The following is an 18,427-nucleotide window of genomic DNA, read 5'->3' on the forward strand; positions in this document are numbered from 1 at the left end:
ATAGGTGCCAAATTATAATGAATCTTGAAAATATTCTAGGTTTTTCATTTGTAGCACTCATGATGGTTTTAACGCCAAGTCCTAATATGATCTATTTAATTTCCAGATCTATATGTCAGGGTAAAAAAGCCGGTTTTATTTCGTTAATTGGTGTTGGGCTTGGGTTCTTATTCTATATGTTGCTTGCAGCACTCGGTATTACTGCAATATTATTTAATACACCTCATGTTTATGACTTGATTAGAATTCTCGGTGTATATATTTGCTTTGGTTAGCTTGGGGGGCTGTGAAACCTAGTGGTAACTCTCCATTTGAAGTCAAAAATTTACCTCATGATTCAAATTTAAAACTTTTCAGTATGGGTTTTCTAACAAATTTATTAAATCCTAAAATAGCCATAATGTACTTATCATTATTGCCGCAATTTATTGATACAACAGGCAGTATTTTTTATCAATCCATTATGTTGGGAAGTCTTCAAATTCTGATCAGTGTAATGATTAATGCGCTTATTGTTTTCTTTGCTGGCACCATTTCTATATTTTTAGCTAAAAATCAATTTTTCTCTAAAATGTAACGATATTTAATGGGAACAGTATTATTCTTATTAGCGCTTAAAATTATTCTCAATATATAAAGACAATAATTCGCCCTAAAAAAATTAATTACTAAAATCCTTGAGCTATTATTCTCTATCGAACAAAGATATTAGATCATCATTCAAAATCTTATGACTTGTACCCTAGCACTAAACTTGCTCTTTTTCGTTGACTTCAGGCTGAACAGTATTGGCGACAATATAGCGTGAACCACCATTATGCTTGGCCAGATACATGGCGGTATCGGCAAGGGCCAGTAATTCCTCAGGTGTTTCCACCCAATATTCCTGTCCTGTAGTGGCGATACCGATACTCATGGAAATATCATAATGCTGCTTTTTATCCCATGCCAAAATCCGCTTTGCCACATCTGTTGCCTGCTGACAATCCAACCCCGGCAATAGAATCACAAACTCATCACCGCCCATGCGGGCAACAGTATCATAACTGCGACACAACCCTGTCAATTCCTGCCCAAAATTACACAGCGCATCGTCTCCAGCCAAATGCCCCTGTGAATCATTGAGTTGTTTAAAACCATCAAGATCAATATATAATACACTTAAATGTAAAGATTGACGTTTGGAGCGGACAATTTCACAAAACAGTTCTTCAATAAAATGCCGACGATTCCAGAGTCCGGTCAATGCATCCTTACGTGCCAGTTCTTCGAGTTTCTGGGTACGATCAGCCACAATCGTTTCCAATTCTGCTTCATTTTTTTCGGCACGATCCCGAGCAACTTCAACTTCCAGCAACATACTCCGAAAATAGGCATCAAACACCAGTTGGGAGTCCAGCATTAATAATTTATCTAAAGATTTTTTAATACTTTCACATATTATTGTGTCCTTTACATTTTGTTCCAGCACACTAAAAATATTTTGTTTTAATGACAATAAAGCGGAAAGATAATATTTGGGTGATACGCCAATGCGCTTATGAATCAACCCAATCCGCAAGCGGCTATTGGTATATTCAAATTCATATTTACCACAAAATAATTCCCGTACATAACCCTGCATGGTATTTTTTAATCGCCCTAGCGTATCAGCATCGCCAATAATCAAGGCAACTTCATCAATTTCTATTTGTTTGTCATAAAATCTTTCGATAATTGTCTCAATATCTTCATCAATCCATGCCAATGACTTGGCCAATAAGCTTTCATCATCCGCATCAAAACCCAGCAATGCTTTACGCTGCCGTATTTCCAGATCATTAATATGTAATTGCTCACCTAATGTTTTGTACACAGAATTGATTTTCATGCTGGCTAATAACGTCGCTATTCAATTGGGAGAGAGAAGTTTGAAAATTGTAATTTCTTCATACGATGGATTACAACCCGAATTGTTGATAATTTCTGACATCATTGTAACAGCGGACCACTCTATATTTTTATTACCATGTTCAGCACAATCAACGCTGCATTGAACAAGCTCATATCGTTTTAGTGGTCATTTTCTAGGTATAGAACATAAGCACAGCATTGAGCAGCATGAGCATTTCGATCAGTTCAACACTGGCACCGATGGTATCTCCTGTCATGCCGCCAAGGCGCTGGCACATTTTATGTCGCAAATAGCATAAGGCCAGTAGAAATATCAGGATCAGCAAACCAGCGAGCGTTTGTCCAATCCAGATAAAAAACAGTAAGGAAACAATAAAAACCAGCAAACACAATTTCTTAGGCAAATATTGCATCATCTGTGTGCCTAGACCGTTATTGCGAACATAAGGCGTGGTCAAAAACAAAAATAGCGGACTTAATCGCCCTAGCATGGGTACAAAAATCAAGAACCAATACTGTTGCTGTTGTAATAGTACATACAGACTTGACCATTTCAGCATACAGAGCACAACAATACTGATCACCCCAATTGGACCACAAGCAGGGTCTTTCATGATCGCCAGTGTTCGCTCCCGATCACCAAAGCCACCTACCCAGGCATCGGCACTATCCGCCAGACCATCAAGATGTAAGCCACCAGTTAACCAGATCCATACCACCAGTATCAGACTACTCAGTAATACCAAAGGCAAATCTGAGAGATAAAACGCCATCGCATACAGAATCCCCCCGATCATGGTGCCAATCACAGGATAAAATAATATCGACCACGCATTTTGCTGTGCCGATGGTATAGTCGGTAATCGCACTGGAATCGTGGTTAAAAATTGCAGTGCGATTAGAAATGGCATAATGAGCATAGAATTTAATGACATGTCAGAACGAACTGTTGTGCTTGAAAATCTAGCCGAAAATGATGCAACGTACCTAATGATGCAGGAAGCGTTAAAATATCATCTAAACTGCGTTGTTGTGCAAGGCAATAACACAACTTAATCACCCCAGCATGGGTAATCACACACACCTTTTTATAATGATCCTGCTGGGCAAGACGATAAATATCTTGTAATGCCATCTGTATTCGCACGGCAAAATCTTGAATTTTTTCTGCATTCGGCGGGCTAAATTGGGTCGGTGTTTGCCAGAATCGGGCTAAATCATCAGGATAATACTGATATAAATCCGCAGTAGATTGCCCTTCCCAATCACCAAAATTCATCTCTTTTAAACCATCTAGTAGCAACACAGGCAAATCATGCTGCTCCGCCTGTGCCTCGGCAAATCGGGCGCAGCGTTGTAACGGAGATGAAACCAAAATTTGCCATTCTATGTTTAAAAACGCCTGATAAAAGGTCTGCTGCATATGCTGCCAGCCAGCATCAGTCAGTGCATCATCAAGCTGTCCACGTAATATCGAGGTCTGCCCTTTGCTGAGCTCAGTTTCACCATGACGCAGCAAATCCAGTTCAATCATGATTTATTGGCAACCGCAGCTTCAGCAAACGTTGCCATATTTTGATGTAATGCACATGCCAGTTGGATAATTCCAATCGCAGCACCAGCACCACTGCCCTCGCCTAAACGTAAATTCAGTTGTAACAAAGGTTTCGCCTGTAATTCCTGTAAGATGCGTTGATGCCCATATTCGGCTGACTGATGACTAAACAACATCCAGTCCTGTGCCTGTGGCAAAATCCGCACAGCACATAATGCCGCCACCGAAGAAATAAAACCATCAATTAGCATGGGTAAGCCAAGCTGTGCACAGCGAATATATGCACCGACCATCGCTGCAATTTCAAAGCCACCCACACAGCACAAAGCATGGACAGGTTGATGCTGTACTTGTGTCTGATATAAGCCTAGGGCCTCTTGAATGACCTGTTTTTTACGCTGCAAATTCGCATCATCAATGCCTGTACCGACACCTGTCAATTTTTCTGCACCTTCCTGTAACAATAAACAGGCCAGTGCTGAGGCAGAACAGGTATTGCCAATCCCCATTTCTCCTGCAATATAAAGATCTGACTGTTGGGCACGTGCTTGTTCTACGCTGTCCTTACCCAAATCCATCGCCAATTGACACTGTTCTAATGACATAGCCGGCTGTTTGAGAAAGTTTGCTGTGCCCTGAGCAATACCACGCTGTTCAACACCATTGACCTGATAGGCTGCACCCACAGTACCACAATCGATCACCTGTAAATGTGCCTGATACTGCCCGGCAATCACACTAATACATGCACCACCTGTAGCAAAATTATGCAGCATCTGCCGTGTAACCACTTGTGGATAGGCAGAAATACTCTCCTGCATAATGCCATGATCACCGGCAAAAATTGTGATCCATGGCCGATCAATCAGCGGACAAACCTTGCCTTGCATCGCAGCCAGATCAATCGCCACCTGCTCCAGTTGGCCTAAAGCTCCGGTTGGTTTAGTTAACTGTAACTGGCGTTGCTGTGCCTGATCTTTACTAGTTAGATCAAGTGTTTGTGCAGGGTCTAAATACCAAGCAGACGTCATTGTTTATCCTTTTAATGTCATGGGCAAACCTGCCACACAAAATGTCACCCGATCTGCCAGTTGTGCTAGCTTCTGATGTAATCGACCTGATTCATCAACAAATTTTCGGCTCAGTTCACCCATCGGCACCACACCCAGACCAGTTTCATTACTCACCAAAATCAGCTGTGCATCAAGTTTCGCCACCACATTTAAAAAATCATCGATTTGCTGCCGAAACAATGCCTCATTTTGTATCAATACATTACTCAACCATAGCGTCAAACAATCGACCAAAATCAGCCTTTGCGGCTGATCATGCTGTAACAAAACATCAGCCAGATCAATCGGTTCTTCAACCAGTTGCCATGTCGCAGGACGTGTCTGTTGATGGTGTCGGATACGCAACTGCATTTCAGCATCAAGTCCCTGCGCCGTTGCAACATAGAGCACAGGTAATGTACTATCTATGGCACGCTGCTCGGCAAGTTTACTTTTACCCGAACGTGCCCCGCCTAAAATCAATTCCATGCCCATCTTATTTCACCAAATCAAGCTGATACAGCGTGGATAACCGACCTTGTAATACCTGTGCATCATAAACACCAAAGCGCAATTGCTCAACACGTACAGTCTGCTGTTGCCAATCACATTGTTGCAGACGAGCCAAAACAGCTTGCCCCGAAAACGCCTGCCGATAAAATCCCAGTGTAATATGCGGACAATACGCCAGTGCCGCAATTTCTTGCTGTGTGGTCGCCAGCAATTTTCTAATCCGTGTAAGGCTATCATTTTTATCTTCGATCGCTAAAAACACACTACTGGAAAAACTGTTTATTGCACCAATGTCCAGTTCAAACGGCTGTAGATTTAATCGTTGTAATTGTTCAATCTGACTAAGCATCTGATTCAGGCTAAAATCGTCATCATCGTGTTTGAAAGGTGTTAAAAAACCATTGATAAACAGACTAATATGAAATTGACGCTGACTATCTGGCAACACAAAATCCAGCAATTGCGCCCGCATATCCTGACAATAGTCTATTAATTGTGGTACTTCAATTTCGATATACCATAAGGCAAAATACTGCCGTCCCCGATGCCATTCCGGATAATCTCTATTTTCCAGCGCCACTACGGGACGATTTGCCTGAATAAACACATGCGTACTCTTAAGGTTTTAACTAATCATGTTTTAACTAAAAATGCCAAGCAAAAATTTATGATGATATACCCATATAGACGATTTTTTACCAAAATGGCTCTGAAAACCGTGGAAATTGATGCTATGGTAAATCATAAATGATATTTAAAACTTTAGGGAAATCTATGCGTTATTCTACATTGTTGATCGCACTACCCATCTGCATTTCACAAGCACATGCGGAATTGGTCATTAATGGTCAACCCGCCAGCACTAGTACTGCTGTGACCACCTCCAATACCAGCAATCCTAGCAGCTATTCACCAAGCAATAATTTTAATCAATGTATTGCCAATCTGCGCTCAAATGCGATTGCAGCAGGGGTGTCCGCCAGCACCTATGATCGTTATACGCAAAATCTAACGCCAGATTATTCAGTTATCGAGAAACTGAACTATCAGCCTGAATTTAAAACTGATCTATGGGATTATCTATCTGGTCTGGTCGATGATGAACGGGTTCAGGAAGGACAACAAAAAATTACCCAATATCGTGATGTGCTGAACCGAGCATCAGCACAATATGGTGTTCCGGTAGAAACCATTGTTGCCGTATGGGGTGTAGAAAGTAATTTTGGTAATATTTCCGGTAAATATCCCTTATTACAGGCTTTGGGCACTTTAAGTTGTGAAGGGCGTCGTCAGTCGTATTTCCGTGGTGAATTTTTTGCCACCATGCGGATCTTGCAGCGCGGCGACCTCACAGAAGATCAATTGAAAGGTTCATGGGCAGGCGCCTTTGGTCATACCCAGTTTATGCCATCAACCTATGAGCGACTTGCGGTTGATTTTGATGGCGATGGACGTCGTGATCTGGTGTCCAGTGTATCCGATGCACTGGCTTCCACTGCCAACTTCCTAAAACGAGGAGGGTGGCAAACCGGTATGCCGTGGGGCTTTGAGGTACAAGCACCAAGTAATGTCATGGCTTCTGGTCGTACCAATAAAATTGCTTTGGGGACATGGGCGAGTCGTGGCGTTACCCGTATGGATGGATCGGCTGTGATTCAAGGTAATTTAAGCAGCAGCACACCGGCTGCATTACTTGCACCGGCGGGTGCCAATGGACCAAAATTCCTCGTATTTAAAAACTTTGATGCCATCTATGGCTACAACGCTGCCGAAAGCTATGCCTTGGCGATTGCCTTATTGTCTGATCGTTTACAAGGTAAGCCGGGGATTATTGCCAGTTGGCCAACCGATGATCCCGGAACGTCCCGTGCAGAACGCCGTGAATTACAAACGTTATTACTGCAACGTGGTCATGATATTGGCGATGTCGATGGTTTAATTGGTGATAAAAGCCGTGAAGCAATTCGGGTTGAACAGCAACGTCTCGGTTTTGCTCAAACAGGACGGGCAGGGCAACAAATTCTCAGGGCATTACGTGCCGAACAATTGATGAAATAAACTTTTTTGAACGAAAGACTTGTTCACAATTGGGCAAGTCTTTGTAATCACAGTAAAAACATTTTGTTTTTCCAAAAATGCAATTTCATAGCAGAAAAGCTGCTAGGTCTTTTTAATAAGTATTACAAATTTACTTATTTCCCATCTGCAATATCCAGCACTATAGTAGAAATACAGGAGATTGACAGGTGAGATATAAACATGACCTTCAAAAGTATTCGATATAACCGTGGTGATCTGGCATGTATGACCAGATCTACATTTGGCGGCGCATATAATAATAATTCGATGTAGTGCAATATTTATCGTGAATTAGTTTTTGATCTTCTCTGATTCACGATATTTTTTAAATATAAAAATGACTTATAACCAGAACAATACATCGCCACTTTAAAGAAAAAGACTATAACAGCTTAAAAAAATAAAACCAAAAATAACCACTGATAAGAACAACAATGCCCTGAATATTCAGGGCATTTTATTTTCTGGCATACATTACACCGAGAATGAAGAACCGCAACCACAAGTTGTTGTCGCATTTGGATTTTGTACCACAAAGCGGGAACCTTCCAGTCCTTCGAGATAATCAACGGTTGAACCCACTAGATATTGATAACTTAATGAATCTACAACCATTTTAACATCGCCATTTTCAAATTCAGCATCATCTTCATTGACACTTTCGGCAAAGTTAAAACCATAGGAAAATCCCGAACAACCGCCGCCAGTAACATAGACACGCAACATTAAATTTGGATTGCCTTCGCTGTCTCTGAGCTGACGTACTTTTTTTGCAGCATTGTCGGTCAAATTTAAGGCTTGGGCAGTCATAACGATTTCCACCAGTAAAGAATTAGACGAATAAGTGTAGCATACTCCATATGAGGTCGATATTCTAAATTACAAGTTGGCAATTACTTTTTTGAATATTGCTCATCAGGCAAAGTACATTCAAAATTCTGACGGTTTTCTGCACAGCGTGCCCGCCATAATAATTCCATCATTTTTTGATTATAAATACCTTCTTTGGTTAAATAAATGCGTGCTTCCCGCATCATTTTTTGATAGCCGACCTTATCGCCTTCGGGTACGTTCATCCAGTATTTGGCAGGGATATCCTGCTTCATTTTATCCAAAATCCCAAAGGCACGTGGCAATTGTCCCTTAATCCATGTTCTGGATTTTTGACCAAAGCCAGCAGGAAATTTGGCACTATGAATAATTAAGTTACCAGATACTTGCAAAATCGGATAATTTACAATTGCCCCCTTGCTACCCAGCCCCTTATATAATTCCAGCGGGCGAAATACCGCAGCAGGCGCACCAATAATATCGACCTGTCCATTATTAAATTTTGAGCCAAAATTGGTCACATCGGCAGATACTGCTTGCGCGCCAATCTGTTGAACCAGCTTTTTTTGCGCTGTATCATAATCCAAAATGGCAATTTTCTTTCCTGCCGCTTTCGCTACAGTATTAATATTACGATCGTTAACAAAGAGATAAGCATCACCAACTGGAACAATGCCCACAATTTCATAAGCGCCATTTTTCATGTCGCTCGCAAATCGTGGATCTGCCAATGTTTGCATCACTTTCACAGCCAGCTTTAAATCAGGCAAAGCACCAATCGCATCAATTGAACCGACAAACGAATTAAATTGTCGCCCCCGCATACCTGTGATACTGGCACCCTCACATTTTCCCGCTTTAAAATCTTCTGTTAAAACCCGTTCATCGGTATAGGCTTTCAGCTCAAGATCTGTTCCCCATTGTTTGGCGGCAAGTTGATAATCTTTCATCAGGGCATAGACATCACCCTGCGTCCCAACCAGATCAAATACACAAAATGTCTGCTTTGCCTGTACTGTGCTGCTCAATGCAGTTAATGCAAACACGGTACTGATTAACGTGTTAATTTTTTTCATTGTACTGCCTCATTATGATTATTGAAGGGCACTTATCCTTTGTGCCCAAACACCATGTATCGTGACAGTATAGAAAGAGGGAGCTCAATATAAATTGGTCATAATGACTAGTGTTATCAAAATATGACCAATCTATCTATGGCATCATTTTTTAAAATTTATTTTAATTTTTGCGCAAGCTCTACCAGTTGTGCAGCAATCGATACTAAAAGTTTTTGTTCAAACTCATTACCCACAAATTTTTGTGCTTTGGTACGGGCAAAAATATCACGAATTTCTAGGCTAAGATTGCTGTCAATTAAACCCAATTGCACCGTCACTGCACGTAAATGCTCAATCGAACGTGCACCATTGCTCGATCCATAACTTGCAAAAGCAACAGCTTTGTTTTTCCATTCTGTACCCAGATAATCCAGTGCATTTTTAAGGGCAGGTGAGTAACCATGATTATATTCCGGACTAATCAGAATATAGGCATCTGCTTCCAGAATTTTTTCTGACCATTTTTGCTGTAGGGGATCGGAATAATTTCTGTTTAACGCCAATGGCGATGCTCCGGTATAGATCGGCAAGTTCCATTGTTTTAAATCTACCAGTTCTATCTCTGCCTGATTAAAATCAGCCAAAGCCTGTTGCATCCATTCTGCCACCTGAATGGCAACCCGACCTTCACGCACGCTACCCACAATAATTTGTATTTTCATCATTGTTCCTAATTTACTATTTTAACCGTCTTTTACTATAAAGATTTACACTGCGTTATTAAGCAATTTCTTTGTAGCAAATATGTTTTTACCGCTAACTTTGATAATATTGTTCAAAGAATTACATCGAATACTGTGCATTACTTTAAAATATCTACACGATAAAATTTTAAGGTCCCATTGATATAAAATCGCCCTAACGACTAGGGAAACCATATTGATTAGAACTCAACGTAATACATCCAGCCAATATAATCAGACCAAATATTACCCATGGAAAAATATTGGCGCCTGATGTCAGCAACAATATCCCACCAATAATACCACCACCTGCAATTGCACTATTCCAAACAGTCACCAGTACCGACTGAGCAATATCGGCATGAGAATCCGCAGCATTCGCCAATGCAGTTTGTAATAAAGTTGCTGCTCCCCCAAAAGTTAAGCCCCACACTGCGATTGCAAGATATACAATGATCGGTTGCAACATTGCAACACCCAGAATAACAGCTGCCAAAGCAAAACCCATCAGACTCAGCAATACCAAATGACGGAGTCTTTGATCTATCCATACTCCCGTTATCAATATCCCTGCAAACGATGCAACACCAAAAATCAGGAGAATTAAATCGACCTGATCCACCAATCCAAGTGGCACCAAAAAAGGCATGATGTAAGTATATAAAATATTATGTGCAAGTACCCATAATCCAACCACCAGCAAGACTGGCATAATCCCCGGAATAGACATTACTCGTAGTATAGATATACGATTCTCAATCTTTTGTCCGGAAAAATCAGGAACTTTTATCCAGATCCAGATCAGCACCAACAATGCCATCAGTGAAATGATGACAAAGGTAACACGCCAGCCTAATACACCACTCAATAATGTACCTAATGGGACGCCTAATGATAATGCCAAGGGGGCTCCTATCCCAGCTATCGCTAGAGCACGACCTTTGAGTGAATCAACCACCAGACGTCTAGCATAACCGGCCAACATTCCCCAAATCAGACCTACAGCCATTCCTGCGAGAAAACGTGTAATCAAGGCGATGCTATAACTGGTGGTCAACGCCGTAATCATGTTAAAAACCAGCATCGCAGATAAAGCTGTCATTAACAATGGACGACGTCTCCAACCTTGTGTGGCAGCGGTCAATGGAATCGCTGCGACCAAAGAACCAATGGCATACAATGTCACAAACTGTCCAGCCAGAGTTTCTGATATGCCCATATCATCACTGATGTGTAACAACATACCTGCGGGTATAGTTTCAACCAGTAATGCCAAAAACCCTGTCATTGCTAAAGCAAGCAAAGCTGCGATTGGCAGCCGTTCAGCCGCTTGATCAGGACAAATCTGTGTTACAGCCATATTTTTTTCTCCTCTCATCGTATACAACACTGTCGCAAAATTAGCGGGTCGCTATAGTGTGATGAATAGAGAATCATTGAAAAATAGGCTATAGTTCTTAACATTCATGACTTTTTTGTCATCAATCAGGGCAAATATATGGATAATTTAGGCGCCTTACATGTATTTGTGAGTGCAGCAGAAAATCGTAGTTTTACTCTAGCAGGACAGCAACTTGGTATTTCATCATCTGCGGTGAGTAAGGCCATTGTACGGTTGGAAACCAGACTAAAAGTGCGACTCTTTCATCGTTCTACTCGCAGTATCAATCTAACGCCTGAAGGTTCAATTTTTTTAGCACGTTGTCGCCGTATTTTTTGTGAAATTGAAGCAGCGGAAATAGAGCTTTTACATATGCAAAGCTTACCTCAAGGAAAATTACGCATCAGTTTGCCTTCAATCGGTACATTATTTATGCCAAAGCTCGGAAATTTTAAGCGCTGTTATCCAGATATTGAATTAGATATTGATTATTCTGATCGCTTAGTTGATGTCATTGAAGAAGGATTCGATGTCGTGATTCGTACAGGTAAACCGCACGATTCACGATTGACGATGCGCCATCTTGGATCCTGCCGTAAGCTACTTGTCGGCGCTCCTGCGTATTTTGAACGAGTAGGCAAGCCCATTACACCACAAGACCTTAGGCAACATGCTTGTTTACTCTATCGTTTTCCTAGTACCGGCAAATTGGATGTTTGGTCATTTTTAAATATGCCAGATACAGCGCCTCTCGAACTTTCTGTAAGCATGGTCACCAATACCTTAGACCCTCAAGTTTGCTTTGCAGAACAGGGATTAGGTATTGCCTATGTACCAGAAATTGCTGTACAGCGACAATTACAAGAAGCTAAGCTTATCAGCATCCTTGATGACTACAACGATCAGTGTATTGATTTTCATGTGCTTTGGCCATCAAGTCGTCATTTATCACCAAAAATTCGCATATTTGTGGACTTTGTCAGTAAGCACTTATTGTCATGAGTCATCACGACCACCGCATTTTTCCACAAAGCAATACACTATGCATGATAAGGGACATACGGGTTATAACAATTTAATCCCTTGCTGACCTTTAGGCGTTACCTTAAAGATTTCCACCGCAAAGGTAATATTTTTGCCTGCCAAGGGATGATTAAAATCGATCTCGGTAATATCATCACCCACAGTTTTTACAACACCAAATAAGCTGGATTTGGCCTTGTCTTCAAACTCAATCATCTGCCCAAGCTGGGGACGTTGCTCAAATTTTACTGTATCAAACTTTTGTACATTTTCCGGATTCCACGGACCAAACGCATCTTCCGGTGGCAAATGTACAGTACGACGGTCACCTGCGCGTAAACCCATCAGAGCTTTTTCAAACCCTGGCAACAAATTACCATCACCAATCACCAGACTTACAGGTTGTTCACGACTCCGAGTATTATCAATTTCGACGCCATCTTCAATCGCAACAGAAAAATGCAGCTCAACTTTTGCGCCTTCTTCAATGCGGGTTTCGTCATTGGGATTAATGATGTCTAAGATATGTGTTTCAGTCATGCTTTGGCTCGGCTGTGATTTGGTGACGTTTCTTCTCAAGGAAAAACGTATCGATAAGCAGCAAAATCGTACCCAGCGTAATGGCACAATCCGCTAGATTAAATACAGGAAAATTCCAGGTCTGGTAATGTACATGCAGGAAATCAATGACCACACCATGTACAGGCTCACCACGATAGTTGACCAATTGTGTGGTTAAACGATCAATCAGATTGCCAACTGCACCGCCTAAAATCAACGCAATGGCCGCAGGCAACACTCTTAAACTTTTCGGCATACGCAATAGCCAAAAAATAAAAAGTAAGGACACCACACCGGCAAGTGAGGTAAAGAAATAGCGTTGCCAGCCACCCGCATCGGATAAGAAGCTAAACGCTGCACCCGGATTATAGGCCAGCGTCCAACTAAATACTGGCAATACATTGATGCTATTACCTTCAAATACCAGTTTTGCCAGTGCAATCTGTTTGGTAATTTGATCCAGCACAATGGTCAGGATTGCCAGTCCCAACCAGATAAAATTATGCGGATAAATGCGTAACCAGCCTGATGTTTGCTTAGGCATATTTTCTCACTTCACCTGTGCCAGATGGTAAGTTAATGATACAGCGTGAGCATAAACCGGGATGATCAGCATGTGTGTTGACATCTGGTAAGACATGCCAGCAACGGGCACATTTCTCACCAATCGATGCTGATACTTTGACATTTAGGCCAGCCAGATCTGTGGCTTCACCCTGTGCAGCATCAAATGCATAAACCTGAACCTGAGAAGTAATCAAAACAAAACGTAATTCATCTTCCAGACGATCCAGCAGTTGTTTCAATGCATCATCTGCCCAGATTTCAACTTTAGCCGACAAATTACTTCCCACCAGTTTGGCATTACGTGCTACTTCGATCTGCTTATTCACTGCCGATTTCACCGCAATCAGCGTTTGCCAGTCTGTTTCACTCAAGGCATTTGCTGTGGTTGCAGTCGGAATATCATACCATTCTGTGGTAAAAACATATTGCTCGCTTTGTTCCGGAATCAATGCCCATGCTTCTTGCGCAGTAAAACTTAAGATCGGACTCATCCAGCGGACAAAAGCTTGTACCAGATGATACAGTGCCGTTTGTGCCGAACGACGAGCCTGTGAATCTGCCTTGGTGGTGTATTGACGATCCTTAATAATATCCAGATAGAAACCGCCCAGATCATTAATACAGAACTGAGTGAGGGCATTCACGACCACGTGAAAACTCATGTCACTATAGGCTTGAGTAATGGTTTTTTGTACTTCTGCGGTACGCTGTAAAATATATTGATCCAGTGCAATCAATTCATTTACAGGCAGGCAATCGTGGCTCGGTTGAAAGCCATTCAGGTTTGCCAGCAGGAAGCGCAGGGTATTACGAATACGGCGATAGCTATCCGATACACGATTAAAGATTTCTTTAGATGCAGCAATTTCATAGCGATAATCGCTAGACGCGACATATAAACGCAAACCATCCGCACCCAGTTGTTTGATGATGTCATCCAGCGGAATATAGTTGCCTAAAGATTTGGATAACTTACGGCCATTTTCATCGACAGTAAAACCATGTGTCAATAAGGCTTTATATGGCGCAGCATCATTAATGGCAACACTTGCCAGTAATGAAGTCTGGAACCAGCCACGATGCTGGTCTGAACCCTCTAAATAAAGATCGGCAGGACGTTGCAATTCTTCACGCTGGTCCAGCACTGCATAATGTGTTGTTCCAGAGTCAAACCAAACATCGAGCGTATCACGGACACAATTATATTGTGCCGCTTCATCGGCTGGCAGAAAGTCTTTAGGCTCACGATTAAACCAGGCATCTATACCTTCCTGCTCAATCAGTTTGGCAACCTCTTCAATCAGTTCCTGTGTCCGTGGATGCAATTCATTGCTATCTTTATGCACAAAGAAAGTGATTGGCACGCCCCAGGTACGTTGACGGGAAATACACCAGTCCGGACGACCTTCGACCATAGATTGCATACGGTTTTTACCCCAGTCCGGGATAAATTCGATGTTGTTTTCAATTTCTTTAAGTGCAGTTTCACGTAGGCCTTTTTGTTCCATGCTGATAAACCATTGTGGCGTCGCACGGAAGATAATCGGGGTTTTATGACGCCAGCAATGCGGATAGCTATGCGTAATCTTTTTATGGGCCCATAAACGACCTGTATCACCCAATGTTGCAATGATTTTTGGATTGGCTTTATAAATATGCTCACCGGCAAATACTGGAGAAGTTGGCAGATAAACACCATTTCCGCCCACTGGATTATCGACTTTTAAACCATATTGCAAGCCGACTTTATAATCGTCCACACCATGGCCGGGTGCGGTATGCACTGCACCTGTACCACTGGTGGCAATCACATGCTCACCCAAAATAATAGGCACTTGACGCTCGGCAATTAACGGGTGTTGCAAACTTAATTTTTCGAGTTTATCACCAGTGAAATCTGCTAAAACCTGTGGATTTTCCAATTGATAACGTTCACAAGCCGAAGCCACCAGATCTTTGGCTAAAATCAGGTTTTGTAGGCCATGATCGGTATTGACCTGCACCAATTGATAGTCCAGTTCGGCATTCAACGCAACTGCCTGATTGGCAGGTAATGTCCATGGTGTCGTAGTCCAGATCACAATGTCCGTCGGCTGTGTAACTTCGACACCCAGACGTGCTGATAAATCCTTTAAATCCACCACTGCAAAACCGACATCAATCGCGTCCGATTGTTTATCTTCATATTCCACTTCGGCTTCAGCCAGCGCAGAACCACAATCCAGACACCAGTTCACAGGTTTTAATCCCGGCTGAATATGTCCATTTTTCTGGATTAAACCCAACGCACGGACAATATCGGCTTCCTGTTTAAAGTTCATGGTGAGATAAGGATTGTCCCAGTCACCAAACACGCCAAGACGTTTAAAATCTTTTTTCTGTAATTCAATCTGGGTTAATGCGTATTCACGACACGCTTTACGAAAGGTTGAAGCATCAACTTTTACCCCGACTTTGCCGACTTTTTCTTCAACTTTTAATTCAATCGGTAAACCATGACAATCCCAGCCCGGAACATAGGGTGCATCAAAACCGTCCAGTGTACGACTTTTGACAATAATGTCTTTGAGCACTTTATTCACTGCATGTCCCAAGTGAATTGAACCATTGGCATAGGGAGGGCCATCGTGCAGAATATATTTTTTCTTGCCAATTCGCGATGCACGAATCTGCTGATAAATGTTGTCGGCATACCAGTCGTCTAACCATTTTGCTTCACGTACAGCCAAATTTGCCTTCATGGCAAAGTCTGTATGGGGAAGGTTAAGCGTGGCTTTGTAATCCACTGCATTTTCAGAAGTTTGCTTATCGCTCATGCACGTTGTCTTCCAGTTAAATCAGCCTGTGCTGACGGTTGCTTTATCACTCAATGTAATCCCCGAATTCGGGGCGTTTCAAACATATCTTTAACATATGCTTGCCCAATCCATTTTTGAATCAGGCATCAATCTGGTTACAGACTTAAATTTCCAAAAGGAAATTCTACGGTATCCTGCCGATACTGGCGTAACTGTATCACATCATCCGCGATGCCTTGCTTTAAGGCTTGCAGAGAAGGGTAGTTTTTCTCGCCATGTACATACTGCAAAAAAGTCACCCGCATTAATAGGCCATACAGATTAGCAGAAACATCAGGAAAGTGTACTTCTAATCGCCATTCAGGATCATCCTGTTGAATAGCTGGTCGGGTACCGACATTGGCTGCACCAAACAAACTATAAGGTGTATAACCTGCAATGCCGGTTTGCTGCGGATTCTCTTCAGCCACTTTTCGGGATAATGGTAATTCCATACAGCGCACATCTACCGCATAAATGCCCCGTAAACAGGGTTTATGCCGATGCAGGGCCACATTAATGGTCGGAAAATCTAGTGTCCGACCAATTTTGTTCCCATGTAACACACGTCCAGTAATACTATAGGGCCTGCCCAGTAGTTTTGCAGCCAGTGTCAAATCGCCTTGCTGCAAGACTTCACGAATACGGGTTGAACTGACTCGTTGTTCATGTACGTGTATGGTATCCAAATTAAAAACATCAAAACCCTGTTGTCGCAAAAAGTCACTGTCACCACTGCGATTTTTGCCAAAATGAAAATCATCACCTAACACCAGACTTTTGGCATTGAGCTGTTTTTTTAATAATTCGGCAAAATCCAGCGCACTCATGCTGCGAAAGGCATCATCAAATTTGGCAATTGCCACATAGTCCACACCCATCTCGGCCAGAATTTCTATTTTCTCGCGCATAGAGGTAATGCGGGGCGGGGCATCATAACCCTTAAAAAACTCTAAAGGCTGTGGTTCAAAAATCATCACCAGACTTTTTAAATTTTCTGCCTGAGCAACATTTTTTAATTGTGCAATCATCGCCTGATGGCCAACATGAATACCATCAAAATTACCAATCGTCACCGCTGTCGGCGGGATCTGATGGTGTGGAGTGCGTGCGTGCAGACGTAGCAGCTTCATAGCCTAAAATAAAATCGTAAATCTAAAGTGGGATATTGTGCCATAAAATCACAAATTGTTCTTGTTGTTGTGTTTTTAAACAGCAATTAAAATTTGCTTCCTGCAACAATTTTATTTCTAATAGATTTTATTTCACCCTATTTTTCATATGAATCATTCTCTCGCCATTGTTATGGCCATTTCCGACGAATCCCATGGTCTATTTGAACATGCTGGTATTGAGGTGCATTACAGCGGTATTGGCAAAGTCAATGCTGCCTTTAAAACCTTTGAAGTGATTCAAAAAACAGGCTGTCATACTGTATTAAATCTGGGTTCCGCAGGAAGCAGCGTATTCGATGCCCATACTCTGGTAGAAGTCAATCAATTTGTACAACGTGATATGGATGTCTCACCTTTGGGCTTTGCCGTCGGCGTGACACCATTAGATAAAGAGATTCCTGCCGAGATTCAACTTGAGCCTTATTTTAAGCATTTACCGCAAGGCATTTGTGGCACGGGTGATAGTTTTGAAACAGGTCAACCTAAGGTTGCCTGTGATCTGGTCGATATGGAAGGCTATGCCATAGCAAAGGTCTGTAAAAAATTGGGGGTACGCTTGATTTCGGTAAAATACATTACCGATGGTGCCAATGACACAGCGCATCTGGATTGGCAGGATAATTTATTATTGGGCGCACAAAAATTATTGGCACTTTATCAAAGCATGTCTCATCAATAAAAAAGAGGCTGTATCATTACATAATGACACAGCTTCTTGGTTAATCAATTTCAATGATTTTACCGGTTTCATCATAATGAACCACAGTAATTTTTTGCTGACGACAGTGCTGTAAATGTTGTGTATCTAACGCAAAGTGCTGAGCATAATCCTGTGTATTTTTAGCAGCAACACGTTTAAAGGGTTTAAACGGTACAAAGTTATTCCAGAGCAGCAATAACAGGGCACAGACCACCAGCATGATCACACCTTTTTCCATTGCGGTCAAAAACAACATCAACAGATGGTGCACGATATGATGATTCTGTACCCCAATAATCCCCAGTAAAATCATCATGGGACGCCATAATAATAACCAGCTTGCCCATAAGAGTGCAGTGGTAGTATTCGACATATAACGCCGATGCCAGGGCAACTGGCGCCTGATATCGATGATTAAAGAATGATTTTTCATTGTATGATCTCTTTTTTTTGGGTAGA

The 18,427-nt window shown here is 41.9% G+C and carries 18 protein-coding genes and 1 pseudogene; 4 read left to right on the forward strand and 15 right to left on the reverse strand.

Annotated features, from left to right (window positions below; translation table 11 throughout):
• Positions 1 to 14: 14 nt before the first annotated feature.
• A pseudogene (locus CAP51_RS13610) lies at positions 15 to 574 on the forward strand (LysE family translocator); the annotation flags it as partial.
• 174 nt (positions 575 to 748) lie between these two features.
• Here the strand turns inward: CAP51_RS13610 and CAP51_RS13615 are convergent.
• The 6 genes from CAP51_RS13615 to CAP51_RS13640 all read right to left on the reverse strand — a co-directional run bounded on the left by CAP51_RS13615 (position 749) and on the right by CAP51_RS13640 (position 5,620).
• Entirely contained in the window at positions 749 to 1,870 is a 1,122-nt protein-coding gene (locus CAP51_RS13615; protein WP_087621297.1) for a GGDEF domain-containing protein, read from the reverse strand.
• A gap of 196 nt (positions 1,871 to 2,066) precedes the next feature.
• Positions 2,067 to 2,807 (reverse strand): adenosylcobinamide-GDP ribazoletransferase, encoded by a 741-nt coding sequence (locus tag CAP51_RS13620; RefSeq protein ID WP_087621405.1) that lies wholly within the window; start codon positions 2,805 to 2,807, stop codon positions 2,067 to 2,069.
• Positions 2,808 to 2,818: 11 nt separating this feature from the next.
• Positions 2,819 to 3,427: a histidine phosphatase family protein gene (locus tag CAP51_RS13625; RefSeq protein WP_342744255.1), complete on the reverse strand. Its 609-nt coding sequence runs from the start codon at positions 3,425 to 3,427 to the stop codon at positions 2,819 to 2,821.
• Positions 3,424 to 4,479, reverse strand: coding sequence for a nicotinate-nucleotide--dimethylbenzimidazole phosphoribosyltransferase (cobT, locus tag CAP51_RS13630; RefSeq protein WP_087621298.1), 1,056 nt, complete (start codon positions 4,477 to 4,479; stop codon positions 3,424 to 3,426). The genes CAP51_RS13625 and cobT overlap by 4 nt, the downstream gene beginning before the upstream one ends.
• A gap of 3 nt (positions 4,480 to 4,482) precedes the next feature.
• Positions 4,483 to 4,995, reverse strand: coding sequence for a bifunctional adenosylcobinamide kinase/adenosylcobinamide-phosphate guanylyltransferase (gene cobU / locus CAP51_RS13635; RefSeq protein ID WP_245809172.1), 513 nt, complete (start codon positions 4,993 to 4,995; stop codon positions 4,483 to 4,485).
• A 1-nt stretch (position 4,996) separates the two neighbouring features.
• Positions 4,997 to 5,620 (reverse strand): 2'-5' RNA ligase family protein, encoded by a 624-nt coding sequence (locus CAP51_RS13640; RefSeq protein ID WP_087621299.1) that lies wholly within the window; start codon positions 5,618 to 5,620, stop codon positions 4,997 to 4,999.
• 167 nt (positions 5,621 to 5,787) lie between these two features.
• Here CAP51_RS13640 and CAP51_RS13645 point away from each other — a divergent pair, with 167 nt between their 5' ends.
• On the forward strand, positions 5,788 to 7,071 hold the full coding sequence (locus CAP51_RS13645; protein ID WP_087621300.1) for a lytic murein transglycosylase: 1,284 nt from the start codon (positions 5,788 to 5,790) through the stop codon (positions 7,069 to 7,071).
• A gap of 495 nt (positions 7,072 to 7,566) precedes the next feature.
• On the opposite strand, the gene erpA is transcribed toward CAP51_RS13645, so the two are convergent.
• The 4 genes from erpA to CAP51_RS13665 all read right to left on the reverse strand — a co-directional run bounded on the left by erpA (position 7,567) and on the right by CAP51_RS13665 (position 11,084).
• Positions 7,567 to 7,902, reverse strand: coding sequence for an iron-sulfur cluster insertion protein ErpA (gene erpA / locus CAP51_RS13650; protein WP_087621301.1), 336 nt, complete (start codon positions 7,900 to 7,902; stop codon positions 7,567 to 7,569).
• A gap of 83 nt (positions 7,903 to 7,985) precedes the next feature.
• Positions 7,986 to 8,999 (reverse strand): putative solute-binding protein, encoded by a 1,014-nt coding sequence (locus CAP51_RS13655; RefSeq protein ID WP_087621302.1) that lies wholly within the window; start codon positions 8,997 to 8,999, stop codon positions 7,986 to 7,988.
• 158 nt (positions 9,000 to 9,157) lie between these two features.
• On the reverse strand, positions 9,158 to 9,703 hold the full coding sequence (locus CAP51_RS13660) for an NADPH-dependent FMN reductase (protein WP_087621303.1): 546 nt from the start codon (positions 9,701 to 9,703) through the stop codon (positions 9,158 to 9,160).
• A 196-nt stretch (positions 9,704 to 9,899) separates the two neighbouring features.
• Positions 9,900 to 11,084 carry an MFS transporter gene (locus tag CAP51_RS13665; RefSeq protein WP_087621304.1) on the reverse strand — a complete coding sequence of 395 codons (1,185 nt, stop codon included), beginning with the start codon at positions 11,082 to 11,084 and terminating at the stop codon, positions 9,900 to 9,902.
• Positions 11,085 to 11,222: 138 nt separating this feature from the next.
• On the opposite strand from CAP51_RS13665, the gene CAP51_RS13670 reads away from it, so the two are divergent.
• Positions 11,223 to 12,107 carry a LysR family transcriptional regulator gene (locus tag CAP51_RS13670; protein ID WP_087621305.1) on the forward strand — a complete coding sequence of 295 codons (885 nt, stop codon included), beginning with the start codon at positions 11,223 to 11,225 and terminating at the stop codon, positions 12,105 to 12,107.
• A 63-nt stretch (positions 12,108 to 12,170) separates the two neighbouring features.
• Here CAP51_RS13670 and CAP51_RS13675 read toward each other — a convergent pair whose 3' ends face one another.
• The 4 genes from CAP51_RS13675 to ribF form a co-directional block, all read right to left on the reverse strand.
• On the reverse strand, positions 12,171 to 12,653 hold the full coding sequence (locus CAP51_RS13675; protein ID WP_087621408.1) for an FKBP-type peptidyl-prolyl cis-trans isomerase: 483 nt from the start codon (positions 12,651 to 12,653) through the stop codon (positions 12,171 to 12,173).
• Between the two features lie 7 nt (positions 12,654 to 12,660).
• Positions 12,661 to 13,233: a signal peptidase II gene (gene lspA / locus CAP51_RS13680; protein WP_087621306.1), complete on the reverse strand. Its 573-nt coding sequence runs from the start codon at positions 13,231 to 13,233 to the stop codon at positions 12,661 to 12,663.
• Positions 13,226 to 16,072, reverse strand: a complete 2,847-nt coding sequence (gene ileS / locus CAP51_RS13685; RefSeq protein ID WP_087621307.1) for an isoleucine--tRNA ligase — start codon at positions 16,070 to 16,072, stop codon at positions 13,226 to 13,228. The genes lspA and ileS overlap by 8 nt, the downstream gene beginning before the upstream one ends.
• 137 nt (positions 16,073 to 16,209) lie before the next feature.
• A complete protein-coding gene (gene ribF, locus CAP51_RS13690) occupies positions 16,210 to 17,226 on the reverse strand; it encodes a bifunctional riboflavin kinase/FAD synthetase (protein ID WP_087621308.1) in 1,017 nt (338 codons plus the stop codon).
• A gap of 148 nt (positions 17,227 to 17,374) precedes the next feature.
• On the opposite strand from ribF, the gene CAP51_RS13695 reads away from it, so the two are divergent.
• Positions 17,375 to 17,947 carry a phosphorylase family protein gene (locus CAP51_RS13695; protein ID WP_087621309.1) on the forward strand — a complete coding sequence of 191 codons (573 nt, stop codon included), beginning with the start codon at positions 17,375 to 17,377 and terminating at the stop codon, positions 17,945 to 17,947.
• 40 nt (positions 17,948 to 17,987) lie between these two features.
• On the opposite strand, the gene pgaD is transcribed toward CAP51_RS13695, so the two are convergent.
• Entirely contained in the window at positions 17,988 to 18,401 is a 414-nt protein-coding gene (gene pgaD, locus CAP51_RS13700) for a poly-beta-1,6-N-acetyl-D-glucosamine biosynthesis protein PgaD (RefSeq protein ID WP_087621310.1), read from the reverse strand.
• Positions 18,402 to 18,427: the final 26 nt, after the last annotated feature.

Origin of the sequence: Acinetobacter populi (genome assembly GCF_002174125.1) — a bacterium.
Taxonomy (GTDB): domain Bacteria; phylum Pseudomonadota; class Gammaproteobacteria; order Pseudomonadales; family Moraxellaceae; genus Acinetobacter; species Acinetobacter populi.

Coding starts and splice junctions, on each gene's coding strand:
- lspA (WP_087621306.1), bottom strand. CDS start 13,233: ATGCCTAAGCAAACATCAGGCTGGTTACGCATTTATCCGCATAATTTT.
- ribF (WP_087621308.1), bottom strand. CDS start 17,226: ATGAAGCTGCTACGTCTGCACGCACGCACTCCACACCATCAGATCCCG.
- CAP51_RS13665 (WP_087621304.1), bottom strand. CDS start 11,084: ATGGCTGTAACACAGATTTGTCCTGATCAAGCGGCTGAACGGCTGCCA.
- CAP51_RS13615 (WP_087621297.1), bottom strand. CDS start 1,870: ATGAAAATCAATTCTGTGTACAAAACATTAGGTGAGCAATTACATATT.
- CAP51_RS13645 (WP_087621300.1), top strand. CDS start 5,788: ATGCGTTATTCTACATTGTTGATCGCACTACCCATCTGCATTTCACAA.
- cobT (WP_087621298.1), bottom strand. CDS start 4,479: ATGACGTCTGCTTGGTATTTAGACCCTGCACAAACACTTGATCTAACT.
- CAP51_RS13670 (WP_087621305.1), top strand. CDS start 11,223: ATGGATAATTTAGGCGCCTTACATGTATTTGTGAGTGCAGCAGAAAAT.
- CAP51_RS13695 (WP_087621309.1), top strand. CDS start 17,375: ATGAATCATTCTCTCGCCATTGTTATGGCCATTTCCGACGAATCCCAT.
- pgaD (WP_087621310.1), bottom strand. CDS start 18,401: ATGAAAAATCATTCTTTAATCATCGATATCAGGCGCCAGTTGCCCTGG.
- erpA (WP_087621301.1), bottom strand. CDS start 7,902: ATGACTGCCCAAGCCTTAAATTTGACCGACAATGCTGCAAAAAAAGTA.
- cobU (WP_245809172.1), bottom strand. CDS start 4,995: ATGGGCATGGAATTGATTTTAGGCGGGGCACGTTCGGGTAAAAGTAAA.
- ileS (WP_087621307.1), bottom strand. CDS start 16,072: ATGAGCGATAAGCAAACTTCTGAAAATGCAGTGGATTACAAAGCCACG.
- CAP51_RS13655 (WP_087621302.1), bottom strand. CDS start 8,999: ATGAAAAAAATTAACACGTTAATCAGTACCGTGTTTGCATTAACTGCA.
- CAP51_RS13625 (WP_342744255.1), bottom strand. CDS start 3,427: ATGATTGAACTGGATTTGCTGCGTCATGGTGAAACTGAGCTCAGCAAA.
- CAP51_RS13660 (WP_087621303.1), bottom strand. CDS start 9,703: ATGAAAATACAAATTATTGTGGGTAGCGTGCGTGAAGGTCGGGTTGCC.